The following is a 20,782-nucleotide window of genomic DNA, read 5'->3' as shown; positions in this document are numbered from 1 at the left end:
CGACACTGCCTTCCAGTGTTTGAGGCAAAAGTGCGCCGAAGTGAGCGGCAGGCGTGCGTTTTCAGTAGCGCCAGCCGCATGAAGCTCACGCTTTGCGTTCAAACTCCCAGAGAGCCGGCTGTGAACGATAAGCACCTGACCGGTCCGGAGCAAAAACCTCCGGCATGCGCTCACCCTGTTGCACCAGCACGCCAGGCACGTGGTGCCCCTGCGCTTTCCAAATGCCCGTTTCAGGGCACGTCTGCCCAGTTCGCACCGTCTGCGGACCGGTGGCGACTTCCGATGATTTCGTAGGCTCTTCGAAGGTCCTCGCAAATTCGACGAGGTCCTTCGGATAGACGATATGCTTTTGCAGCGACGTGTCATCCAACTCGAGCAGATAGGCGAGGGCAGCGGCCTCGACTGCCCAGTAGCCGAAATAGAGACCGCGCTCCTCCGAAAGGTCGAGGTGACTGTCGTGCCATTCGACGCTGCTCATGGAGGAATACCAATTCTCCAGGTAGGAGTTGAGGTCGGTTAAGCTCTCCTCGTCGGAGTCCCCGTACACGCTGTTGATGCAATCACGATACGACTCATGGAACCAGGCATCGACGTCGGTTCGTCCTTCGAGGCCGTAGGCGAGGAGGTCTTCATACAGCGTGTCCTGGGCCCGAAAAGACGAGTCTTCCAATGCAGCGATGCGAGGCAGTAGGTCCCGCCGGTGAAGCAGGTAGCAGAGCCCGATGAGCTGCATCGCGCGCTCATAGTCTTTGAGTTCTCCGAGGAGGAAGGGCGGCCAATGAGGACTCTCAAACTCCCGGCCTTGGAATTTGGCGTATTCCTCGTAGTCGGCGACTATCAGGTCAAGGTCATCGCGGAGAAGCGCGATTGGCTCGCCTGCCGTGTACCGAAGCATCACGAGTTCGAATCGCCCGTCCGCCCGATACGAAGCTGCCGTAGCATGCTTCTGCGCCTCCGAGCCGTTGGCCGGCAAGATGCGTGACCATTTGTCGATGGACTTGACCAGAAAGTCCGACAGCCAGTTGTAATATCGCTCGCTGATGAAGCGCTGTCGCCGGCGATTCGAAAAATCGTCCATTCTTAGGTCCTTCCGTATCTCTTGTTCAACCGTTTCTGTTTTTCGTTTGCGGCCTCGGCCACTTCGCCTTCCTGGTAGTGAAGGGGCACGTGATGGTCGTCGTGGTCATGCTCCTTGCCTTCCAGCAACGCTTTTTCGTGCTGAATCGCGCTAGGAATGTAGAACGGAATGTACAAAATGTGACGCGCATATCCTTGTTCCGAAATCGTCTCGCCCATCTCTCGGCCGACGGCATCACGCAAATTTTGCTTCACCCAGATGTCAGTCATCTGTGCAATTTTACTGCCAGTCGGCTGAACCGGACCGCCTTTAGCTGGGCCAGGAGCTGGTGAAGTATTACCGGAGCTCGGGGGAGACGCCGAGCCGGTCTTTGTCGGTCCTTTCCTGCTCCCCTCCTTCTTGCCGCCAGCCTTCGCTGGAGCCGGCGGAGCACCGTCATCGTCGATGGGAGGTTCAAGCAATTCCTCGGGCCGAGGAAGCACCGTGTCGACGACTCGAGTCGCCACGCCAAGCTTCGATACCATGCTAGGCTTGTCATCCTTATTCTTCGGAGCCGTCCGTACACGCGATGACTTGGCTTCGACAATAGCAAAGGGCTTGCCGTTGTTGTTTGCGGGAGTTGCTCTCCACACACCATCAATACCCTGCCCGTGGGCCTTCGGGGCGAATAGCTTGTTCAGCTGAGTGCCTTCATTGAGCTTTCCTGGGACAGTAATGCTCGGTTTTTTTGCCCACCGTCCAAGCCCTCCCATGTCGTGGGACTCCCATCCGGCTCCCCATTTCAGGTGCTCATAGCAGAAATAGTCGGCGATATGTTCACCAAGCAACCCCGTGATTTTGTTCGTAATGTCCTGGACCGCCAGCTTGGCGTTCACGACACCAGTTGACGGTGCGGATTTCGACCTGTTGTGGCCTTGTTCAGCCTCTACTCCAACCTTCCCCGGCTTCTCAGTTTCTTTGCGAAACGCGACTGACCCTTCCGCCGACGAGTTGGGCTGCTTCTTCCTCCAGTGCATGAGCTTGCGTTCGACGAACTGCGTAAGCCAGAAAGGCAGATTGGTTTCGACGAAGCCGAGCGCCTGGCTGAACGTCGCCTGCCCCGCCGGCGGCATCTCACGGTACACCCAGGATTTCTCGATATGCTCGCGCGACTCGGTCAGCAGCTTCTTCAGCCCCGACGCATCAAACAGCTTGTCGACCAGTTCTTCGGGGCTGGTCGGGCAATGCGCACGCTGGAGAACGAGCCGCAGAATGTCGAACAGCAACGGCCCATAGATTTCGGACTTGTGGTTGACGAGCCGAAACGTACGTTTGACTCCGGCGCCCACCACCGGCACCCAACCGACGACAGCGAACACCAGGTCAATGCCCGTTTCAACGCGGGCCATTTCGTCCGCGCTATCGCGTGCGTTCCACACGTTCAAAATGCTTTCCGACGTGTCGTAGATGTTCTGCGCGACATAGAACAGCGGAAAGGCGTTAGCCGCCATCGACAGACCAATCTGTTCGACCGCATCTTCAATGGCTTGTTGGTCGTTGTTGTTCATTGGAGGTCGGGGCGGCCGGAAAATTGGTTGAACAGGCTCGCGAGGTTTCCCTGGGTAATGCCTTGGTGGCCGCCCGCATGCAGTTCCTTCAGGATGTCATCCGGCTCAAGCGCCTTCGCCGCCGGCAAGGGCGGCTGCACGAACGGGCGCGTGTCTTCGCCGAAGAAAGCCTGGGCGGTGCCATCGGGGACGTCACGCAGCAACGCGTGGCCGTTCGCATCGAGTTTGCCGGTCAAGGTGGTGCCGTTGTCGAAGACGACCTTATATGGCGCGCCGGGCACCGGCTTCAGGTTGCCGTCCGTGAGGTTCAGCTCAAGCTTGTTGTGCAGGTCACCCTTCGGCAGCGCAGGCAGGTCGTATGTGCCGCTCGTCGGGCCGTTGAACGAATGCTGTGCTCCCTTGATGTCTATCTTGCCCGGAGCGTGAATCTCGATATTGCCACCCTGAATGCGGATGTATGCTCCACCGGAGGTCAGCAGGACACCCTGGCTCGCAGCGACTTCAACCTTATCGGTGGCCGATAGAACCTTCACCGTCTTCTGAGCGGTCAGTTCGATGTTGTCCGACTGCGCTTGGATTTCCACCTTGCCCTTCGCCGTGAAGAGCTTCATTCCAGCCTTGTGGACGAAGAAACTAATGCGCTCCGCCACGCTCACGAGCAGCGATTTACCGCTAGCGACATGCGTGCTCTGGCCACTGACCAGGTTGACCTGTTCGTCCGCGCCGAGGTGCACCGACTGCTGCGTTGACAGCGCGATGCCTGCCGGGCTGGCGGCCAGGAGGATAGGGGCTTTGAACGCGTTTGCCGAACCAGTGCCGCCACCCGCTGTGCGCCCGCCGCTTGCATGGCCTTGCCCCTGGACGCTGTCGGTCGTGGCGTCCGTCAAAGCCTTGAGCGCGTCTTGGCCCGCTTTCAGGCTTTCGGCCTGGTGCTGGGTGCTGACATTGGAAAGCGACTCGACCAGGTTGTGTGCGCCGGCGAGTTGCTGCTGGGCCTGTTGGACCTCGAGCTGTTGGTTCGCCGCGCCCGAACCAGGATGTGTCGTGAGGAAAAGCCCCCGATTGGCGCGAATGGCGCCGTAGGCGTCAGTGCGAAGGTCGAATCCGCATCCCAGGTAGTTGCCGCGTACATTACCGTCTTGGGCAATCAAGTAACCCAAGTGAAGCATCGAGCTACCTTGTGACGAGAAGAGCTGCAACCGGTTCTGGCCTGTCGCGTCGTCCATCACCAATTGGTTGTAACCCCCACCGCCATATTCCTTCGAGCTGAAACCCGACAGAATGCCATTCGAGTGCCAGCGAGGTTGCGTCGCCCCGTTGTAGACGCGACCTGTGGCAATCGGCCGGTCACAATCCCCGCCGACCCAGTCGATGGTGACTTCTTCCCCGATTCGCGGAACATGGATGCCACCATAGCCAGCACCAGAATCGGAGTGAACCACGCGTACCCAGCATGAGGCACGCTCGTCGCCATCATTCAGTCGGTCCCAGTGGAATCGCACCTTAATGCGATTCAGGTTGTCGGTGTAGACCTCCTCGCCAGCGGGCCCAACGACCGTTGCCGTCTGCAGATGCATGGCCGGCTTATGGTGTTCCAGAGGGCTGCGGAACGGTACAGCGCGTCGTTGCGCTTCGATTTGAACTAGGAAAAAGCCTTCGCTGCCATCCCCATGCGGTACCCGAAAGGCATCCTCGTCCGGCGCACGTTCCGCGCGGATTTCGTCGAGTTCGCGTTTCAGGCTATGAGGGAATTCAGAAGCAACATTCGAGGCAGGGAGGTTGTTCTCCACGTACCAGGCTGCCTCGATAATCACGAACTGGCGGTCCTGCTCGCTATCTAGGTCATGTTCTGGATGGTCTACGAGCTGGAACCATCGTCCAGAATCCGCACCTCGTAACGCGCCCGCACCGTGGAAGCGCTTCGTGCGCGATTCCCATTCCTCCACGCGGACTTGAGAGAGCTGGTCACCACGTGCCTGCTCCCCAAATGTATACGCTCCCGTGTACTCGTACACCTCCATCTGCTGCGGCAAGTCGCCCTGATTGCCGACTGTCGGCACACTGGTGCCCTTCGGGTTGGCAGCAGACGACGGCGACTTGTAATCGTACGTGGTGGTAGTGAGAGACGAACTTTGCAATGTCCGGGTCCCGCTCCACTGGACCAGCGCGTCTGCCTCGCCGTTCGTGCCGGCCCTGTAAAACGAAACGTGCTCCGGCGACAGGGGCTTCAACGAGAACGCATCGTCGGTGACCACGAGGGTATGGGACTTGCCGTCCGAAGCCTGCTCGAACCAACCGAATAGGCCTTCGCTTTCCATAATTCGGTGGATAAAGGTCCAGTCATCTTCGTACTGGAGAGAGAACGAGCGCTTCGGGAGCGGGTTCCTCAAGGCGAAGCGAAATGCCCCTCGTGCCTGCGGATGCTGATTGAACACGTCCACCAGAATCTCATCTGCGCTGCGGTCTTGCCAGATACGAGCATCCTTTCGAAATCGCAGAAAGTGAAGCCACGAAGCATACGCCAATTGATAGCTGACGAGTCCTCCATCCGCCCCAAGGCGTCGCGCCGTATGCACGTAGCCATGATGAGGGGAATAGGAGCCGTCCGCCTGCTGAATCCGTAGGGTGACCGGCTGAGCAATCAGCGATTTCAGCTCGACCGAAGTCGAGGTCGACACGACGTCAACCACGAAGTCGAAATGCCGGCCAAGGCGAGACCGGCCTACCACCCGTTGTGGCAGGAGCTTGTTGCTGCCTAGCGGCGTGTCCAGCACCAGGAGTCGGTCCTGCTGGAATATCGCCCCGGTGACGCGTGTGATTACGTCTGGCCCTCTCATATGCTTTCTTCTATGGCTGTGCAATATTGCGCACGCGCGATTCTACAAAATACGCGTGGAATCGACTACCTCACAATGTAAAACATCGCAAATCACGAGCTCCATGGAGAAAGGCAGGATTCGACCATTAATGCAACACACCTGACAGAAATATCAGGCCCCGCAACCAAAACAATCCCGATAAACATTGCGAGAACGCACGCGCCGAAGAATCATTTAAACATCACAAAAAATAATTTGTCACGCGAACAACAACAGTCATCAAAAAATCGTAGATGTCCCCGCCATAGTCAAAAGACGAAATGTCGGCCGGAGTGCGATAAACTTCTTAACGAGGGCTACCGAAAACCTCTCAAGTCGAGCGAACGAATGCCGATAACTGTTTACCTAGGTCGGTTAAATTCAAATGGAGGGGATGAATGTCTGACGTGGAACGCGGCCACCAAGGCGGGATGAGTCTGACACGGGCTCTGGGCATCTATATTGCATGCTTCTTTGGGTTGCTCCTGCTATTCAGCATTACGCACAACGTTCACGACGTTCCGAGGTCGGTTGGTGTCATTGGTTACGTTGCGGAAGGAATCTTCCTCAGCCGTGTCGTTTTGCGACGACTGATTGAATGGCATCCCATGTATAACACCATCAGTAATGTAGCCTCTGCGAAACTGTCAACCATCGCCTTCTGGCCCATCAGCTATCCGATTCTTTTCTTCAAGCTTTTTGTTACGAAGCACCTATAAAATTTCTTGACGGTCTTCGCAGATGGTTTAGCTCGCCGTCGGGTCATGGGCAAACCTAATCTGGGCACTCAGTCAGCCCTATGGGTATCTGCTCAGAATTGAGCAGATACTGTACAGATTCTGTACAGATTCTCAGGGTGGTCACCGCGCCAAGTCCCGCGTAGCCTACTGTACGGAACAGTTGCCGGCGCAGAACTTGGCATCGAAATCAGTTTCGAGCAGCGCCGACTGCGAGGCTGCTCGATTCGACGTTATCGGGCGCTGCGAGGGCCAGCGCTTATGCGGTAGCGGGTGTAGTAGCCGACGCCTCGGCTGCCTGCACCGGCTCGACCGCGCCCACCACGTTCTTGGCCGCTACTTTCCTCGCTTTCTTTGCCACGGGCTTCTTCGCCGTCCCCTTCTTGGCGACCGGGGTGCCTTTCTTTGCCGCTACTTTCTTGGCAGCTACCTTCTTGCTGGAAACCTTCTTGGCCGCTGCTGTCTTTTTTGCCGCTTTTGCCTTCGGTTCTGCGGCGGTTACATCTGCTTTTGCAATCAGGAATTTGGAGCGGTCCTTGGCTCCCGCCAGCCAAGCTGGCGCGCGGCCTCGGCCACTCCACGTTGCTCCCGTTTTCGGGTCGCGGTATAGAGGTGGCAGCGAGCCCTGCAAATGGCCGCCATTCAATGCAAACTTCTTAGCGGCGGAGGTCGCCTTTGGCGACACGCCATCAATCAAAAACTTACTCCGGTCTTTGGCATTCGCAATCCATCCCGGCGCGCGACCGTGACCGGTCCACGTCGCACCGGTCTTGGGGTCACGGTATTTCGCTGCCGAAGCGGCAGGCTTCGCAGCAGCTTTGATGCCGGTTCTCCGGCCACGATGTTTTCCGCCAACATGCGCTTCGATGTCGGCCGCTGTAATTCCATGCTTCTCCATCAGCCCACGGATTTTTTCCAACGCTTCGGTCGACTTCTTTGCGACCAGCGCTTCGGCCTGGGCTTGTAGCTTTGCGATTCGCGTTTGTATGTTCTCAAGCGTAGTCATAGTCTCAACCTTCCAAAAATAATGTTTGCACTATGCCACACACGCTTTCCACTACGCCAGAGCGACAATCGTGGTTGAGCTCTCTCCCCTAACACGCAGCTTGTCGCGTGAGGCGTTGGCGCCCGGCGGTCTTTCCGACAAGACAAATTTTCGAGACCTTGCCTACATAGGACGTGCAGGGCCACGACCGTGGGTCTATGATTGACGCATCTGACGATTTCTTGCTCGCCGACAGCGTTGCTCTCCAGCATATCGGTGGCGGGAAATTTAGCGGCAACCTTACCGCAACACTGAATTCCGCGATACTCGCAACGTTGCTGTCCAGATAGAGTTGGAGCTGCCCGTTACGATGAGAATTCCCGAACCAGATATCCGAAGTATCGAACGTGCCATCGCCGAACTCGAGCGAGAAGGCGCACGCGAACTCGAGGTTCCCACGTCCGCAACATCCCCGGGCGTAACCTCGTTCTGCGCCGAAGCAGCGCTGCTGCAGTTCGTTGTCACATGGGCCCGTTCCAAAGATACGGCCGAAAACGTTCTTTTCTCGACCCTCGATGCGTCGTCGACAAACTTCGAGGCAACGCTTCAAAAACAACTCGGCATACCTCACGTTCTAGCCGCTTGGGTGTTGGGCGGTAAGCTCTACGATGAGTCTCACAACTTGCTAAAACGTCGTGAAGCGAGGGGATACGCTGCCTTCCTCGATGCGATGGACAATTTCGATTTCCAGCGCACTCACGACACTAGCGAGGGGCGAGCGAACCTAATTTGTGTTCAAGGCAGCAAACGCGAGTACATAAGGCCGTTCTATGAGCAATATCGGACACAGTGGCGCGTAAGGCCGGAAGGTGATATCCGTGTCGTAATTCAAGACATTCTTATGCAGTTGGCGCCGCGTTGGCCCGGCGGCTACGTGCGAGAGGTTTCTGAGCCTTTAGCACACTTGATGCGCGAACTCGTTGAGAATTCAGATTGGTGGGCCCGCGTAGACCACAAGGGCGTGGAATATGACAAGGGAGTTCGGGCGGTTACGGTCAGGCTCCGTGACATCGACGACGACAATCTGGAAATGTTTGCCGGTGGAAATTCGCATATCCAGGCCTACCTACTGCACAACCTGACAACACATCCGAAGGTGCAAAAGGACGTCATACCGAGCTCGCGCGATGGACAAGCACGCAAGCTGAGCTTCATCGAACTGAGTATGGTCGACTCAGGGCCCGGGCTAGCCCGTCGATGGCTTGCTAACCGACCGCAGAACAAACGTTCAGTGAGCAAGTTGGATGAAATTCCTTTGCATGAGGAAGAAGATGCGGTCATTGAATGCTTCAAAAAATGGCGGACGTCCTCCGGCAATGCACTGAGGGGAGTCGGGCTCTTCAGCGTGGCCAGCCTTTTGCGAAAGCGCAATGGGTTCTTACGCTTGCGCACCGGCCGTCTGGGGTATCTGTTTGGTACGCAGTCAGCCATCGGGGACATCGAACTTCAGCTCAGAAGAGCGGAACCGCACGACGACTACGTCCGTCTCGACGATGGGACGCATGTGTTCCTTCAGGATGGTCAGATGGTTTTCTTTCTTCGACCATGGACGCACGAACAAGTTGGAGCGGTGGAAGGCACAGCATATTCAATTCTCCTGCCGGTCTGACCAACGATGCTATTTATTCCGTTCTCTGGGCCCGAAAGCATCTCAAAGAGCTCACTGCTCCTGTTCATTGGGTCGGATACACCCAGTTGGGTGGAAATCAAGCATGCCTTCAAGGACTGGTCTTCCGACAACGTCGTTGCCCCTGCGCTCGTTGTGTTGGCGGACAGAAAATCTGCGACCAGCCTCCGCCAGTCGATGGGCGAATCTGAGTGTATCGAGGCACGGGAAGTTATTGGGGCGCTTTGCAAGGTCTGGCTCTTCTCCTATACGGGCAGTGGCCATATCTATCACGTCGAAAATGAAGACCGCCAATTGCGAGTCGATGGGACGAGCGAGATACTCGTGCCCGCAGTACGCAGCCACATCTCGTCCGAAGTGACTGCAGGGAACGTGGTCGCCGCAGCGCCGCCAGGATTCTTCTTTGCCAAACTCTCCGGGCGACATTCTTCTCACTTCATTCGAACTGAAAGCTTGCTCAGTTGCACCGCAGCGATTGAGCTACTGGCACTTAGGCTGCTTGCGCGATTCCGCGAATATTGTGACAACCTAATCGACTCAAAGGTACGTGTACTCATCGACTCCATGAGCATTTGGCCTCTCGCCCAGGCGCTGATTTCGATGCGTCGTGAGCATAATCCCAAGAGCCGCTACGTTATCGAGAGCTTTCGGTCCTATGAAGGCCTGTCAGACGGTATCGTGGACTCCGGGCCTGCGTTCGTCATAATCTCAGCATCAACATCAGGGGGGCTTGAGAGACTCGTATACGAGAGGATTGGTACAAGGCATGTGGAGTGTTGCACCCTACTGTTACTGGAGCCAAACGGCTCCCATGCCAACCAAAGCGCGATGAGCTCCAGTTCATTGTTCCAAATTCCGCGTGCCCTGAAAGGGGCACCGGCCTTGGAGGGGCTACGGCCTAACTTCGAGCCAGATGTTCCGGAGATACCGCCTGGGTGTGAATCCGTAAAGATTATCGGCGAGCGGTTCTTGAACCAAAATTTCCGACCAAGACCGGTTAGACTCGCCCACGGTGCGTTGGACGACGGACGAAAGCTAAGCCTCGCGTCACTTGCGAAAGACCACATTGTGCGGCCAGGTAGACGGCGTCCAGTTGGTGGATTCTATTGGTCGATGTCTTTCGACGTTGGCGCTTTAGTTGATAGGTATTGCTTAGATGACCAATCGGGCGGATGTTTACTTCGAAACTGGCTGACCAACTATGCAGTTGCGGGAGACATCGCAGTTGTATATCCCGTTGACACCTTGGAAGGAGGGCGAGCCGGACAGGGCGAAGGGGAGCGGATGGCTAAACGTATCCGAGAACTCTTGTTGGAGAAGTCGCCGGAGGCGGACATTCGAATCTTCGATAGTCTTCAGCTAGACAGACCAAGTGATGAAGCGAAGCATTTTTTTTCGACGGCGGGGGTCGTGGCCGCGTCTCCAATCATCGGCAATGGTTTTGTTTTTAAGCAGATAAGTGCTGCGTTGCGCACATTGCAACCGAAGGGGCCTAGACTTTTTCTGGCCATTGCCGCGTTACCGGAAAGTCAGGCTAGGTTACAAGAACTTCGGAATGACTTGCAGCTGAACGCCGACGATTGTGCATATCACTTTAAGTGCTCCCTGCAACTACCCGTGGGGAAGGGAGATATCGATTTTGACTGGACCGAGGAGTCGAAGATACTCGCCCATGTAGTGGCGGAATGTGAGGATACCGACATAATCGCTCCACCTGCGCTCAGGGAGCGATTGAATCTCTTTCGAGAAGGAAACGGTCTAACCGACAAACACACATTCCTTCCGTCATTTGATGGCTCTCCGCTTCAAATGTCCCCAGGTTTTCTGCTATGGAAAACGAAGACGGCAATTTCTGGAGACGACCTGGGTGCCGGCGTTTTGCTGACGGTGTCAGTCTTCTTGGAAGCATGTCGCTCAGGTGGCGCAAAGGACGGGGACACGAGCCTGGTGAGCGGGCTCTTTCAGCAAACCCTGATATCGCCAGCGAATTTCACGCGCTTCAATGACCCGGCCATCCAAGCGGCGTTACTGCGCGCGGCTTACAAACCGGAACTAAACTTCGCTTCTAGGTCGGACCTCAGCGCGGATATGCAGCGCCTGATACTGCGCCTGATGGACCTCCATGACGCGCCAGCCGGTCAAGCTTTGCCAGAGTTCATGCTCGCATTGGCAATGCGTCGGGTGACGCTGATGCCCGAGCACATGCACAATGTTCGCGAGAGGGCAAAATCACTCCCAAGCTGGCTATCTGTGCTTGCATCAGAGATGGATGAGTGAGCTATGCGGAACAGCCCCCTGAAACACCGGGCACTGTGAGGCGCCAAAGCTGCTGCCGATGGATGCCATCGGCAGCGGTGTGGTCCAGGCAACGGAAGAGGCGGTCCTCGATGAAATCATCCAGAAGGTCAACGGCTTGTTTGATGGAGAGCTCATTCATCATCGACTGCACGTACTAAGATTGGAGGCATAGAGAAGCCTAGAAGTGACTCGGATTGTGCCGCCGCCTAAGCTTGGTTTCAAAACTACCTGCGAGAGCTAGTCTCGCCGGCCGACAAAGCTAAGCTGGTCAACCACCACACTGGTCGTTGAAGTCGCGGAGAAATTCTCTTCGGCAGAAGAGCTCGACAGGAACGGAGGAGCGGAAGACGAAGCGCTTAGACGCTGACATGGGCACGAAGCCTTTCTATTTCCTCCACGGCTTGCACGATTGCGCTTGGGTATTGCTCGGTCGATTCGCCACGGGACTGTGCAGCTCGATACCGCTCCTTCAGGCGAACTAGTGCGTCGAGGGCGTTCTCCAATGCAACTCTGTCCTCAACCTTCTTGAAAGACGCCACTTGGTCAAAGGCTAGATGAATATACCTGTTTAGTGTGTCTTCCGAGGCATGGCCGGCATATTCCATGACTTTAGCTTTAAAGCGCGACGAATCAAGTAGCATTCGTTGAAAGTCATCGGCGCTATTGAGCTGGTGGCTTTGAATCAGCCTAATAAATGCGTTTGTGACAAATCGATGCCGCATCATATGTGGGCTGCAGCGGCCTTTAATCCCCGCCTTCTTTCCTAGAATTGCAAGCTCCTGCGTCAACGTGTTTGCGCGAAGACGTTTGCCAGTCGAGCTACTTACAAGAAACGCGGAGTCTGGCGACTCCTTTACACCGAGAACTTTGAGATGTCGCCTGCGGAGCTCGTTGTAACCCCGAAGAAAAGTCATCGTGATTCGATTGACCGGAACGCAACGCTGATACAGTCGATTGCCTCGTTTCTTTACAGAGCGGAAGGTTATGCTAGGTGTAAATTCTTCGTCCCCGCGTTTTTCAGCGGCAGCGTCGGCTTTGAGGGCCGACTCGATGTCGCTAACTCGCAGTAACACCCCTTCCAATCGCCTAAGGCCTAGGACATCCAATAGCTCGATTGTTACTAATCGCCTTTGACGGACGAAATTATCCACGGTCGGGTCATCAGCTGCTTCTCGCAATTTCGCGACGTCAGAGTCGCTGAACGGCATGCCATATGCTTCGGGCTCTCGTTCGGGCGGAAACGCGGGATGGGACCATCGTTCTCCGTAGGCAAACTTGCCATTTGCTAGCTTAACGACGTACCGTTCTTTGCGGCCTTTAATCGTACCCATTTCAGCCACAAAGCTGTCGAGATTGTAAAATTCACCAACAAATACTAGAAAGTCTAACCATACCGCCCCTATCTTGATGATAGTAGTGCGATTATTTTTGGGTCGCCCCTTGTTTACATCGAAGATGCCCAGCTGCCTGAGTGCCAGCCTGAAGTCAGCATCCGTGAGCTTATCCGGTGACTTTCCCGAAAGGAAGCAATAACGAAGCAAGGGCGAGAGATGTGTGGCGTACGTAGCAAGCGTCCCGCCTCCGCTCTTGAGAGAATAGCCCCTGTCGAGCAGGCGGTTAAAATGAATGTTCGCTTCGACGCAAGTTCGGCCATTTGGCCACGCCACTATCGGTAACTGGCCGGCAGACCGACTCATAAGTGAATCGTCAGCATCGAGACTTGAGAATACCTCGAAACTTTCTCGTGCAATCGCATGAAGTCGACCATTAATCACCGGGTGTCCCCTTGTGGCGATTCATATATGCAAGTTCATTTCTAATCGCATCCTCCTCGCTGGTCCAAATGGCCATCAATCGAGCATCGCCGGACTTGCGAGCGATAGAACGAGCGTTGGTAAAGGCTCTATCAAAGGCGCGCGTGAGAACAACAAGGTCTTCTTGCGCGATTGCGAGCTTCTCCTCCAGCTCTTCCATTCTTTTCTTATACCACGCAATGGTGCGTCGCGGTGGTTCCATCGGGACTTCGATGGGTCGACGCAATTCGTTCACGACCCTAAGGCGGAGGGCATCAAGCTGGGCCCATGAACTTTTATTTCCGCTTGCGCTCTTCTTTAGGGTATTCAGGGACATTGGCCGAACTGATAGCGTCTCGCATGAAAGTTTTGCGAGCCCACGTTGGGTTGAAAGGACGGAAATTATCGTTTCTTTGTCGATATTCTCCGGTGGGTTACTTCTTAGTAAGGCGAGCAGTAGCTCCCTCCGCCCGGAAATAGGATTCTGGTCTCTTTCGGTGGAGCCCACGTTTAGCCAGTTAAATTCCATCTTAGTCTTCGAAGATTGCCAGCGCAATTCGGTATTTGCAGCCGTCCGGGGTGTCGTAAAAAACAGGAGATACGACCAACGAATCATCATCCTGCTTCTCGGTGAGATAAGACACATACTCCTGAAAACCCTCAAAGGTCATCAGGTCGATATTTCGTGTCCCAAAATGCTTGTTCACGAAAGCCTTCAGGTCGAGAAGCTTCTCTTCGTTATCTCTAAGAACAATGGAGAGCGCTTCTGCCTTTATCGAACTGAGCTGCGCGCCGGGAAGAGCATGGGTGATGTAATGCTCAAGATGACGAGGGTCGATGTGTCGGAGCATCCATTGAAGGTCCTCGAGCCCGCCGTAATATGGAGCGAGGTAAAAGAGTAGCGCGAATAGACGACGAAGCTGATGCTGGCGAATATAGTAGCGTTTCCCGTCAGCTGTTTTAGGAGCCTCAACGTAGTCTATGAATTGGTCGATTGCTCTATTGTATTGGCGGGTGGATAACGAGAACCCGCCATCTATGTTTGGCAATGCGAAGAGAGCGTCCGGCGTTTTGACCCCGTGATTTCTCAGCAATTTATGGAATGCGTTTATCCGTCGTACTATCCGTGCTCCAATATACGGAATCGGGCGCTCATCTTCATCTCGAAGGCCGTCAAATCCTGTCTTTCGACTCAACAAACTCATCCATTCCCTAGATTCGTCTAAGCAGGCAAGCGGCAGGTCGAGAAGCTCACCCTGTCTAGCTGCCATTAATAGACCGATTGCAAGCTGCATTGCCCCATATAACGCTTGCACGCATTCCCGCAGTCCTTGGTTGTCTCGGAAACATCTGAAAAATTGGGCTGGGGGAACCTTATCTCTATTTCTTTTTGAAAGCCGCTCAGCATTCAAATTTTCTGACACTGACCAGTTCACTACTCCCATCATCTTGGTCGTTGGATGAAGGAGATGAACAATACCCCTCTCGGAAACGTATTGGGAAATTGATTTCGATGCTGCTTTTGCTGCGATGACAGCGTTGGCGTATGAACTAAGGAGATGGCGACTGTGCTCCAGAAAGAACGTAATACCGTTTCCCACGATTTTCAACGCATACGCAGGCGGGACTGAAACATAGCGCCCATCCGGTTTCAAGCGAACTGCGTCAGAGAGTTCGAATGCCTCGGCCTCGTCCAGTGATTTAAGCGGGAAACCGCATCCGACATTCGCAATAAGTCTTGACCGCAGAAGTATTCGCTTAAACCGTGCATAGTCACGTTGACCGCATGCATCGTCCACGGCAGAACTTCGTACGGGTACGCCAGGACACTCTCTGCGTTGGCGTTCGGTCGGACCTACGCACAACTCGTCGAAAGCCGACTTCTTGACTTCTTCGCGGCCAATCCAGATTGTTCCGGCATAAACTTGCTTGCCCAAGCGACTGAAGCTCGGCGTAAACAAGTAGTCATGTGCATAGTTGACCCTGTAGTACCCGTTGTGCCACAGCCAACACCGTGCCCGTATCAGTAGGTCCTCGGTTAAGCCAAGTACGCGCTCTTCCTCAGGAACGTCGATGGCGGCCAACTGAGGACATTCGGATATGGCGGCGTCTTTTGCCTCAGCGGACAGACTTCTAGCTTTGATTGTCAGAAAATTTGCAAGACGGCGAGGCCATTGCATGAGCCCCGTCAGCAAATCACTGGTGCTCGCTCGTGCCACGAGGAGCTGTTTCAGGTGCATCCCAATCACTGCACCGAAACCAAAGTCGAATACATTGAGCCGTTGCCCGTTCAGCAGTAAGTAATCGACAATGTAGAGCGCGTCTTTGATGCTCTCTTTTTGCGTATTCGCCGAACGTCCATGTTTTGAGTTGGCGGAGTGGTGCGATTGAACGCACAGAAAGTCATAAATGTCATTAATCAACTGCTGACGAGCATGCGTGCTCGCGAACTGGCCGGCAAATGCTTCCAGCGAGAAGTCTAGATGGTATTCATTGTTTGGCCCGAACCTCGCGACCATTTTGGACGCGCCCCATGGGGTAACAAGCCAACTCGTTTGATTTCGCAACTCACCAAGAAACCGGTCTGTTGGTGAAGAGGCGACGGGAGCGGCGGGTGCGTTGCTATGCATACACAGCCTTGGTCAAATCGAGATTGCGATTGTGTGATTCGGCGTATTGCAGCGCAGTCGCGATTGCGGGTTGTCGCGTAGAGTGGACCTTCACGTAGTCGAGCACATGTCGCGAAAGTGATGCCCAGTATTTCGCGTCGGCAGTTACTGGCTGTTTCGCCTCGTTGACCGTTCTGATGATGTTTGTCAATACGGTTAGGGTGCCTGAGCCACAGTTGATAACGAATGTACCCTCGCGCTGAGCGGGCCTTGGGCTCGCAGGCGCGGGGCCACCATGTGCGTGGGTAAGGCGGTCGATGTCGGGGAAGGGATGGTTCTGCAAGAATTTGTTAAGGGCCTGCTGAGTCGATAGCCCGCTCGCTTGTAGTTGATGGGCGGTGCCGTCTGTCATGTGAACGACCATGCGTGTCTGGAACGCGCGCATCCATCGAATGCGAAGGAAGCCCGCGACGGACGCGGGCAGGTAATGATTTAGGACCTTCGAACGACGAGCATGCCCGAGCGCTTTTGCCATTTCGATTTCACTGTGGGTTTCGACAAAGATGCAAATTCCACGGGTGCCTCGGATATTCAGTAGCGAAAAATTGCTGGCGAGCAACTGGGCCTGAGCAGCGGTGCTCGCGCCGGCTGCAAGAAATTCGCTGGCGAATCGGTCGACATTTTCTTGCCCTGAAGTGAGCGGGCTAAATCGAGTCACAGGGGTTGGTGTCGAAAATCCCTTTGCGCATGTTAGGAAAAGGAATCGCCAGTTCGGGTCTCCAGCAGCTCGAAGGTGTTTTCGAACATTCGCCGTTATCCTCAGAATTTCGATAATCCAGCGAAAAGACTTTTTCGTCAGCTGAATCCGCTGGCGAGCGCGTTTGCTACCCCTGCGCCATTTGTAACCAAATAGATACCATACATTTCCGAGCCGCCGGAGGCCCGTCAAGTGGTCGTGTTCGTTCCACAACTCCAGCGTTTCGAGAAAGGCGGGATTAATTTGTGGATGCTCATGGACTAGTAAGGTCGCGTGCGGCAAGAGTGTGCCAGCAGTTGGAATTCCCAGTTCATAAGCGACGTCGTCAAGATTCTGGGGGAAAAGAACCTGCAGAGCGGCGTAATCGTCTCTCGCGATGTGGCCGTATTGCTCGTAGGTTGCGCATGCGTTTTCGTACCAAGCTGGATTGGCGCGGCTCACGAGATATCTGCCATTTTCCGTGCGCGATTGTTTTTGTTGTTTCAATCGGGCAGTCCCCTTGCGAGCGTGACGACGACGCGCTTTAACTCGTTCGTAGAGGTCGCGGGACTTTTGGGTAGCCCAGGCGTGGATGACGCCAAGCCCTTGGGGAATCTCCTCGCGCAGAAAAGCGAGTGCCTCATACGTTCCCAACTCGGGCGGTAAAGGCATAATGAGCTTTTCGTCGCTTTTATTGGTCGCTCTAGCGGGTCTTTCCTCTGGTAAGGGGCCTGGCATTCCCCCAGCCGGTGCCGCAAATAGTCCGGCGCCAATCAAGGCAGATTTTGCAAACGGATAAAATCCTCGTGTCCAGTCCGCTAAAACCGTCTGTGGCTTGCAGGTTTCGCCCCTCGCCTCGACATAGAATCTGTAAAATCTGTAAAAAAAATCGTATGAGCTATCGGGGTGATTTGCGTCTTCGAATCGAAATGATGGCAGCTGAGCGATAAATCGCGCAAGTTCCTTTAGGCCAGGAATCTTTTGAAGTCTTCTGACGGCGACATAGTCTTCGCAAGCTCGGTGCAGAATATTCGCAACCTCCAACCCATGCGCGTGATAGACACAGTAGAGAGGGAGCCAGCTTCTCGGCCCCTTGAGAGATTTGACGGGCCAAGCGCGCCAAAGGGTAACCGCCTCTTCGAGAAGAGGAGTGTTTAGAAATCGCGCGGTGAGGTTGATGAGAAGATGCTTTCGTTCCGAGCGAGTAGCAGTCAAGAGGTACTCGCGTACGCCGAGAGCTGTTATGAGATAGACCCCAGCACGTATATACGCGCATCGTGCTGATGAGGAATCTGCCTTTAAGAACGAGGGTGAGTTTAAGGCGCCTATAAAAGCTCCTAACGTGCTACTGTTCGCAACCCAGGATTCACTCGCACTTAGAGTGGGACCATCCGATATTTGAAGAAAGCATTCGAGACAACGAGTTATCTTCGACATCTGTCGAGCGACCCATGGTTCAGCTCCCCGTGTCGCGCTGTCGATTGCGCTCAGCGCCTTTCCAGTTAGCTTCACGAATGGGAAGTCTAGGTACGCGGAGATGTCGCTGATAATTGGCTCAGTCATGACGGACCACCTAGATAGAACGGGCTCATCATGCCTATGACTCAAAAGAGGGTCCAATTCGGAGTATTTATCAGCTAATCTATGCCGGATAGTTTTTTGCTATTGATGTAATTTGTAGATATAACAAAACTATAATTTTGTGTAGCGAGTGTATTGGCGTCGATTAAAGTGCGCGGTGACCATCAACCATATCTTGAGGCGGGTTATGTTGACCGCTCAGGGGGATTAAAGGGGGAGATTCGAATGCCGCGATGCGTGTAGCCGGAGTCCGACAAAAGACTTTGAAGAACCATAGGGGCTAGTTTCCCGTTCGCAACGGTCTAAGGTCTGCCTTCCAAGGCTCTTTGGTTTTGCGTGACAGAAGTTCCTTCTCCTTGACAATTGTCAAGGTACTTTCATTAGGCTCAAAGCCCGGAGACTCAACTCTGGCTTGACTCCTGTGCGTTTGACCAACCGCCACCAAAAAGCGAACCGTCGGGTTCGTCGAGGAACAGCACGCCGAGGTGCGCGAGCGTGATTTCGCCCGGCTGCGGCGGGTTGCGGCCGCCGACCAGCGCGGCGGCGCTCGACGAGTGATGCGGCGCGCGGAACGGCCGCCGGCGCCATTGCGCGGGCGAGAAGCCGAGGCGGCTCGCGGAAAGGAGCGCGGCCGACGTCAGCGCCTCGTCGTCGGTCAGCGGCGGCAGGAGGCCAGGCAACCGCGCGGCCAGCATCGACTTGCCGGCCCCCGGCGGGCCGACCATCAGCATATGATGACCGCCCGCGGCGGCGACTTCCAGCGCGCGCCGGGCGCCGCGCTGGCCGACCACGTCCGCGAGGTCGGGCGCGGCTGGCGCCGGCAGGCCGTCGAGGCAGGGCGCCGCGACCGGCATCAGTCGCCCGTCGGGCGCATCGGCGAGGTGTGCGCACAGCGCGGGCAGGTCGGGCGCGCCGAATACCGTGACGCCCGGCACGAGCGCCGCCTCGGCCGCGCTGTCGAGCGGCAGGTACAGCTCGGGCGGGCGCGCCGTTGCCGCGGAGCCGGACAGGGCGACCGAATCCGGGCCCGGACCGGAACCGAGGCCCGATCCGGTTTCGCTCGCGCGCCAGTCCCGTGCCGCACCGCACGCCATCGCGAACGCGCCGCGCATCGGCCGCAGCGCGCCGGTCAGCGACAGCTCGCCCGCGAATTCGCGGCCGGCCAGCGCATCGGCCGGGATCTGGCCGTTCGCGGCGAGGATGCCGAGCGCGATCGGCAGGTCGAACCGGCCCGACTCCTTCGGCAGATCGGCCGGCGCGAGGTTGACGGTGATGCGGCGCACGGGGAACTCGAATCCGCAGTTCTGCAGCGCGGCGCGGACGCGCTCGCGGCTTTCGCGGACTTCGAGATCGGGCAGGCCGACGATCGAGAACGACGGCAACCCGTTGGCGAGATGGACTTCGACGGTAACGTCCGGCGCGCGGCCGGATGCGGGCGCGCGACTGCGCACCACGGCGAGCGACATGGCGAGGCTCCTGTAAACGGACGGGCGACGGCCGTCGGGGCCGCATGCCGCGGGAATCGGAGGAATCGGTGCGCGCTTGCCGGCGTGGCGCGGGGAAAGAACGAGGGACTGCGGAACGACGGACTGCGAAGAGCGATGAACAGCGAAGAGCGGGGAGCTGCGAAGAACGACGGACTACGAAGAACGGCGGTACGGATTCGGGGCGGCGGGCGTCAGGCCTGCGGTGCCGCGAGCTTCTGCTCGAGCTCCGCGACGCGCTTTTCGAGTTCCTCGAGGCGCACGCGGGTGCGGGCGAGCACCTGCGCCTGCGTGTCGAATTCCTCGCGCGTGACGAGATCGAGCTTCGAGAAGCCTTGCGACAGCATGGCCTTCACGTTGCGCTCGACGTCCTTGGCCGGCGAGTTTTTCAGCAGATCGCTGACGCGCGACTGCAGATCGTGGAAAACGTCGCTGGGTTGCTTCATGTGATTCCCCTTCCTTGCACAAAAATTGTGCATCTTCAGTTGCGTACGTGCCCATGATGCACGCATGACCGGAAATGGTGCGCCCGGAGCGCGAATTCCGGGCATGGCGCCCGCATGGGTGAATGTCCCGGCGAGCCGGGACGTGCGTGCACTCTAGCAACGATCCTTTCGCCGCGCCAGCAAACCGGGCCATGTTGGCCATTCGGCCGGGCTTCCGCGCCTTACATCACGGGATGCGACCCCGTTACAGAGCCCTTCGAGACGGCGCTCGGACGAACATGGCATGCGAGTTGCTGAGAAGAGTCCGTTACAACATCCAACCAATTCGACGGGACAACCCAGCGAGAGGACTTCATGAAACTCATTACCGCAATCATCAAGCCGTTCAAGCTCGATGAGACGCGCGAAGCGCTGTCGGCGCTCGGCGTCTCGGGTATCACGGTGACGGAGGTGAAAGGGTTCGGGCGCCAGAAAGGGCATACCGAGCTGTATCGCGGCGCCGAATACGTGGTCGATTTCCTGCCGAAGATGAAGATCGAGGCGGCCGTGTCCGACGATCTCGTCGACCAGGCGGTCGAGGCGATCGAGCGGGCCGCGCGCACCGGCAAGATCGGCGACGGCAAGATCTTCGTCACGCCGATCGAACAAGTGATCCGGATTCGCACCGGGGAGACGGGCGCTGACGCGCTGTAACAGAACAGACAAGACAAGCGACAAGAGGAAACCCAAGATGCGCAAACTTCTGATGTCCCTGCTGATGGCCGGCTCGCTGATCGCGGCCGGCGTCGGCCCCGCGCTCGCCGACGACGCGGCGTCCGCCGCGGCTGCGTCCGCGCCCGCCGCAACGGCTTCCGACGCATCGGCTGCCGCTGCTCCGGCAGCTTCGGCGCCGGCTGCAACCGACGCATCCGCCGCAGCGGCCGCCGCCGCACCGGCTTCGGGC

At 56.4% G+C, this 20,782-nt stretch carries 14 protein-coding genes and 2 pseudogenes; 6 read left to right on the top strand and 10 right to left on the bottom strand.

Features of this window, described 5'->3' with window-relative positions; translation table 11 throughout:
- Positions 1 to 85 precede the first annotated feature (85 nt).
- The 3 genes from AC3WLY_RS15245 to AC3WLY_RS15235 are packed head-to-tail and all read right to left on the bottom strand — an operon-like array spanning position 86 to position 5,462.
- The gene (locus AC3WLY_RS15245) at positions 86 to 1,078 is read right to left on the bottom strand and encodes a PoNe immunity protein domain-containing protein (RefSeq protein ID WP_492310330.1); all 993 of its coding nucleotides are present in this window, start codon (positions 1,076 to 1,078) and stop codon (positions 86 to 88) included.
- Positions 1,079 to 1,080: 2 nt separating this feature from the next.
- Complete coding sequence (locus AC3WLY_RS15240) at positions 1,081 to 2,625, bottom strand: hypothetical protein (RefSeq protein ID WP_492310331.1); 1,545 nt, start codon at positions 2,623 to 2,625, stop codon at positions 1,081 to 1,083.
- Entirely contained in the window at positions 2,622 to 5,462 is a 2,841-nt protein-coding gene (locus AC3WLY_RS15235; protein ID WP_492310332.1) for a type VI secretion system Vgr family protein, read from the bottom strand. Before AC3WLY_RS15235 ends, AC3WLY_RS15240 begins: the two co-directional genes overlap by 4 nt.
- A 419-nt stretch (positions 5,463 to 5,881) precedes the next feature.
- Between AC3WLY_RS15235 and AC3WLY_RS15230 the strand changes: the two genes are divergently transcribed.
- Entirely contained in the window at positions 5,882 to 6,202 is a 321-nt protein-coding gene (locus AC3WLY_RS15230) for a hypothetical protein (protein WP_492310333.1), read from the top strand.
- Positions 6,203 to 6,479: 277 nt separating this feature from the next.
- Here AC3WLY_RS15230 and AC3WLY_RS15225 read toward each other — a convergent pair whose 3' ends face one another.
- Positions 6,480 to 7,226 carry an H-NS family nucleoid-associated regulatory protein gene (locus AC3WLY_RS15225; RefSeq protein WP_492310334.1) on the bottom strand — a complete coding sequence of 249 codons (747 nt, stop codon included), beginning with the start codon at positions 7,224 to 7,226 and terminating at the stop codon, positions 6,480 to 6,482.
- Between the two features lie 349 nt (positions 7,227 to 7,575).
- Between AC3WLY_RS15225 and AC3WLY_RS15220 the strand changes: the two genes are divergently transcribed.
- The 3 genes from AC3WLY_RS15220 to AC3WLY_RS15210 all read left to right on the top strand — a co-directional run bounded on the left by AC3WLY_RS15220 (position 7,576) and on the right by AC3WLY_RS15210 (position 11,362).
- A complete protein-coding gene (locus tag AC3WLY_RS15220; protein WP_492310335.1) occupies positions 7,576 to 8,874 on the top strand; it encodes a hypothetical protein in 1,299 nt (432 codons plus the stop codon).
- A 90-nt stretch (positions 8,875 to 8,964) separates the two neighbouring features.
- A complete protein-coding gene (locus tag AC3WLY_RS15215; RefSeq protein ID WP_492310336.1) occupies positions 8,965 to 11,169 on the top strand; it encodes a hypothetical protein in 2,205 nt (734 codons plus the stop codon).
- Positions 11,170 to 11,227: 58 nt separating this feature from the next.
- Positions 11,228 to 11,362 carry a hypothetical protein gene (locus AC3WLY_RS15210; protein WP_492332687.1) on the top strand — a complete coding sequence of 45 codons (135 nt, stop codon included), beginning with the start codon at positions 11,228 to 11,230 and terminating at the stop codon, positions 11,360 to 11,362.
- Between the two features lie 184 nt (positions 11,363 to 11,546).
- On the opposite strand, the gene AC3WLY_RS15205 is transcribed toward AC3WLY_RS15210, so the two are convergent.
- The 6 genes and pseudogenes from AC3WLY_RS15205 to AC3WLY_RS15180 all read right to left on the bottom strand — a co-directional run bounded on the left by AC3WLY_RS15205 (position 11,547) and on the right by AC3WLY_RS15180 (position 19,839).
- Positions 11,547 to 12,965 carry a tyrosine-type recombinase/integrase gene (locus AC3WLY_RS15205; RefSeq protein WP_492310337.1) on the bottom strand — a complete coding sequence of 473 codons (1,419 nt, stop codon included), beginning with the start codon at positions 12,963 to 12,965 and terminating at the stop codon, positions 11,547 to 11,549.
- Positions 12,958 to 13,206: a hypothetical protein gene (locus tag AC3WLY_RS15200; protein WP_492332686.1), complete on the bottom strand. Its 249-nt coding sequence runs from the start codon at positions 13,204 to 13,206 to the stop codon at positions 12,958 to 12,960. The genes AC3WLY_RS15205 and AC3WLY_RS15200 overlap by 8 nt, the downstream gene beginning before the upstream one ends.
- Before the next feature lie 307 nt (positions 13,207 to 13,513).
- Positions 13,514 to 15,613: a site-specific integrase gene (locus tag AC3WLY_RS15195; protein WP_492310339.1), complete on the bottom strand. Its 2,100-nt coding sequence runs from the start codon at positions 15,611 to 15,613 to the stop codon at positions 13,514 to 13,516.
- A complete protein-coding gene (locus tag AC3WLY_RS15190) occupies positions 15,606 to 17,543 on the bottom strand; it encodes a hypothetical protein (protein WP_492310340.1) in 1,938 nt (645 codons plus the stop codon). The genes AC3WLY_RS15195 and AC3WLY_RS15190 overlap by 8 nt, the downstream gene beginning before the upstream one ends.
- 827 nt (positions 17,544 to 18,370) lie before the next feature.
- Positions 18,371 to 19,375 (bottom strand): annotated as a pseudogene (locus AC3WLY_RS15185) (YifB family Mg chelatase-like AAA ATPase); the annotation flags it as partial.
- Positions 19,376 to 19,587: 212 nt separating this feature from the next.
- On the bottom strand, positions 19,588 to 19,839 hold the full coding sequence (locus AC3WLY_RS15180; protein ID WP_034179125.1) for an accessory factor UbiK family protein: 252 nt from the start codon (positions 19,837 to 19,839) through the stop codon (positions 19,588 to 19,590).
- A 354-nt stretch (positions 19,840 to 20,193) separates the two neighbouring features.
- Between AC3WLY_RS15180 and AC3WLY_RS15175 the strand changes: the two genes are divergently transcribed.
- A complete protein-coding gene (locus AC3WLY_RS15175) occupies positions 20,194 to 20,532 on the top strand; it encodes a P-II family nitrogen regulator (protein WP_006398175.1) in 339 nt (112 codons plus the stop codon).
- Between the two features lie 37 nt (positions 20,533 to 20,569).
- Positions 20,570 to 20,782 (top strand): annotated as a pseudogene (locus AC3WLY_RS15170) (ammonia channel protein); the annotation flags it as partial.

This window comes from Burkholderia sp. FW306-1C-G01B (genome assembly GCF_058781685.1).
This window is presented reverse-complemented; position numbering and strand designations above follow the sequence as displayed.

Coding starts and splice junctions, on each gene's coding strand:
- AC3WLY_RS15230 (WP_492310333.1), top strand. CDS start 5,882: ATGTCTGACGTGGAACGCGGCCACCAAGGCGGGATGAGTCTGACACGG.
- AC3WLY_RS15200 (WP_492332686.1), bottom strand. CDS start 13,206: ATGGAACCACCGCGACGCACCATTGCGTGGTATAAGAAAAGAATGGAA.
- AC3WLY_RS15180 (WP_034179125.1), bottom strand. CDS start 19,839: ATGAAGCAACCCAGCGACGTTTTCCACGATCTGCAGTCGCGCGTCAGC.
- AC3WLY_RS15175 (WP_006398175.1), top strand. CDS start 20,194: ATGAAACTCATTACCGCAATCATCAAGCCGTTCAAGCTCGATGAGACG.
- AC3WLY_RS15210 (WP_492332687.1), top strand. CDS start 11,228: ATGGATGCCATCGGCAGCGGTGTGGTCCAGGCAACGGAAGAGGCGGTC.
- AC3WLY_RS15235 (WP_492310332.1), bottom strand. CDS start 5,462: ATGAGAGGGCCAGACGTAATCACACGCGTCACCGGGGCGATATTCCAG.
- AC3WLY_RS15195 (WP_492310339.1), bottom strand. CDS start 15,613: ATGCATAGCAACGCACCCGCCGCTCCCGTCGCCTCTTCACCAACAGAC.
- AC3WLY_RS15225 (WP_492310334.1), bottom strand. CDS start 7,226: ATGACTACGCTTGAGAACATACAAACGCGAATCGCAAAGCTACAAGCC.
- AC3WLY_RS15240 (WP_492310331.1), bottom strand. CDS start 2,625: ATGAACAACAACGACCAACAAGCCATTGAAGATGCGGTCGAACAGATT.
- AC3WLY_RS15220 (WP_492310335.1), top strand. CDS start 7,576: ATGAGAATTCCCGAACCAGATATCCGAAGTATCGAACGTGCCATCGCC.
- AC3WLY_RS15245 (WP_492310330.1), bottom strand. CDS start 1,078: ATGGACGATTTTTCGAATCGCCGGCGACAGCGCTTCATCAGCGAGCGA.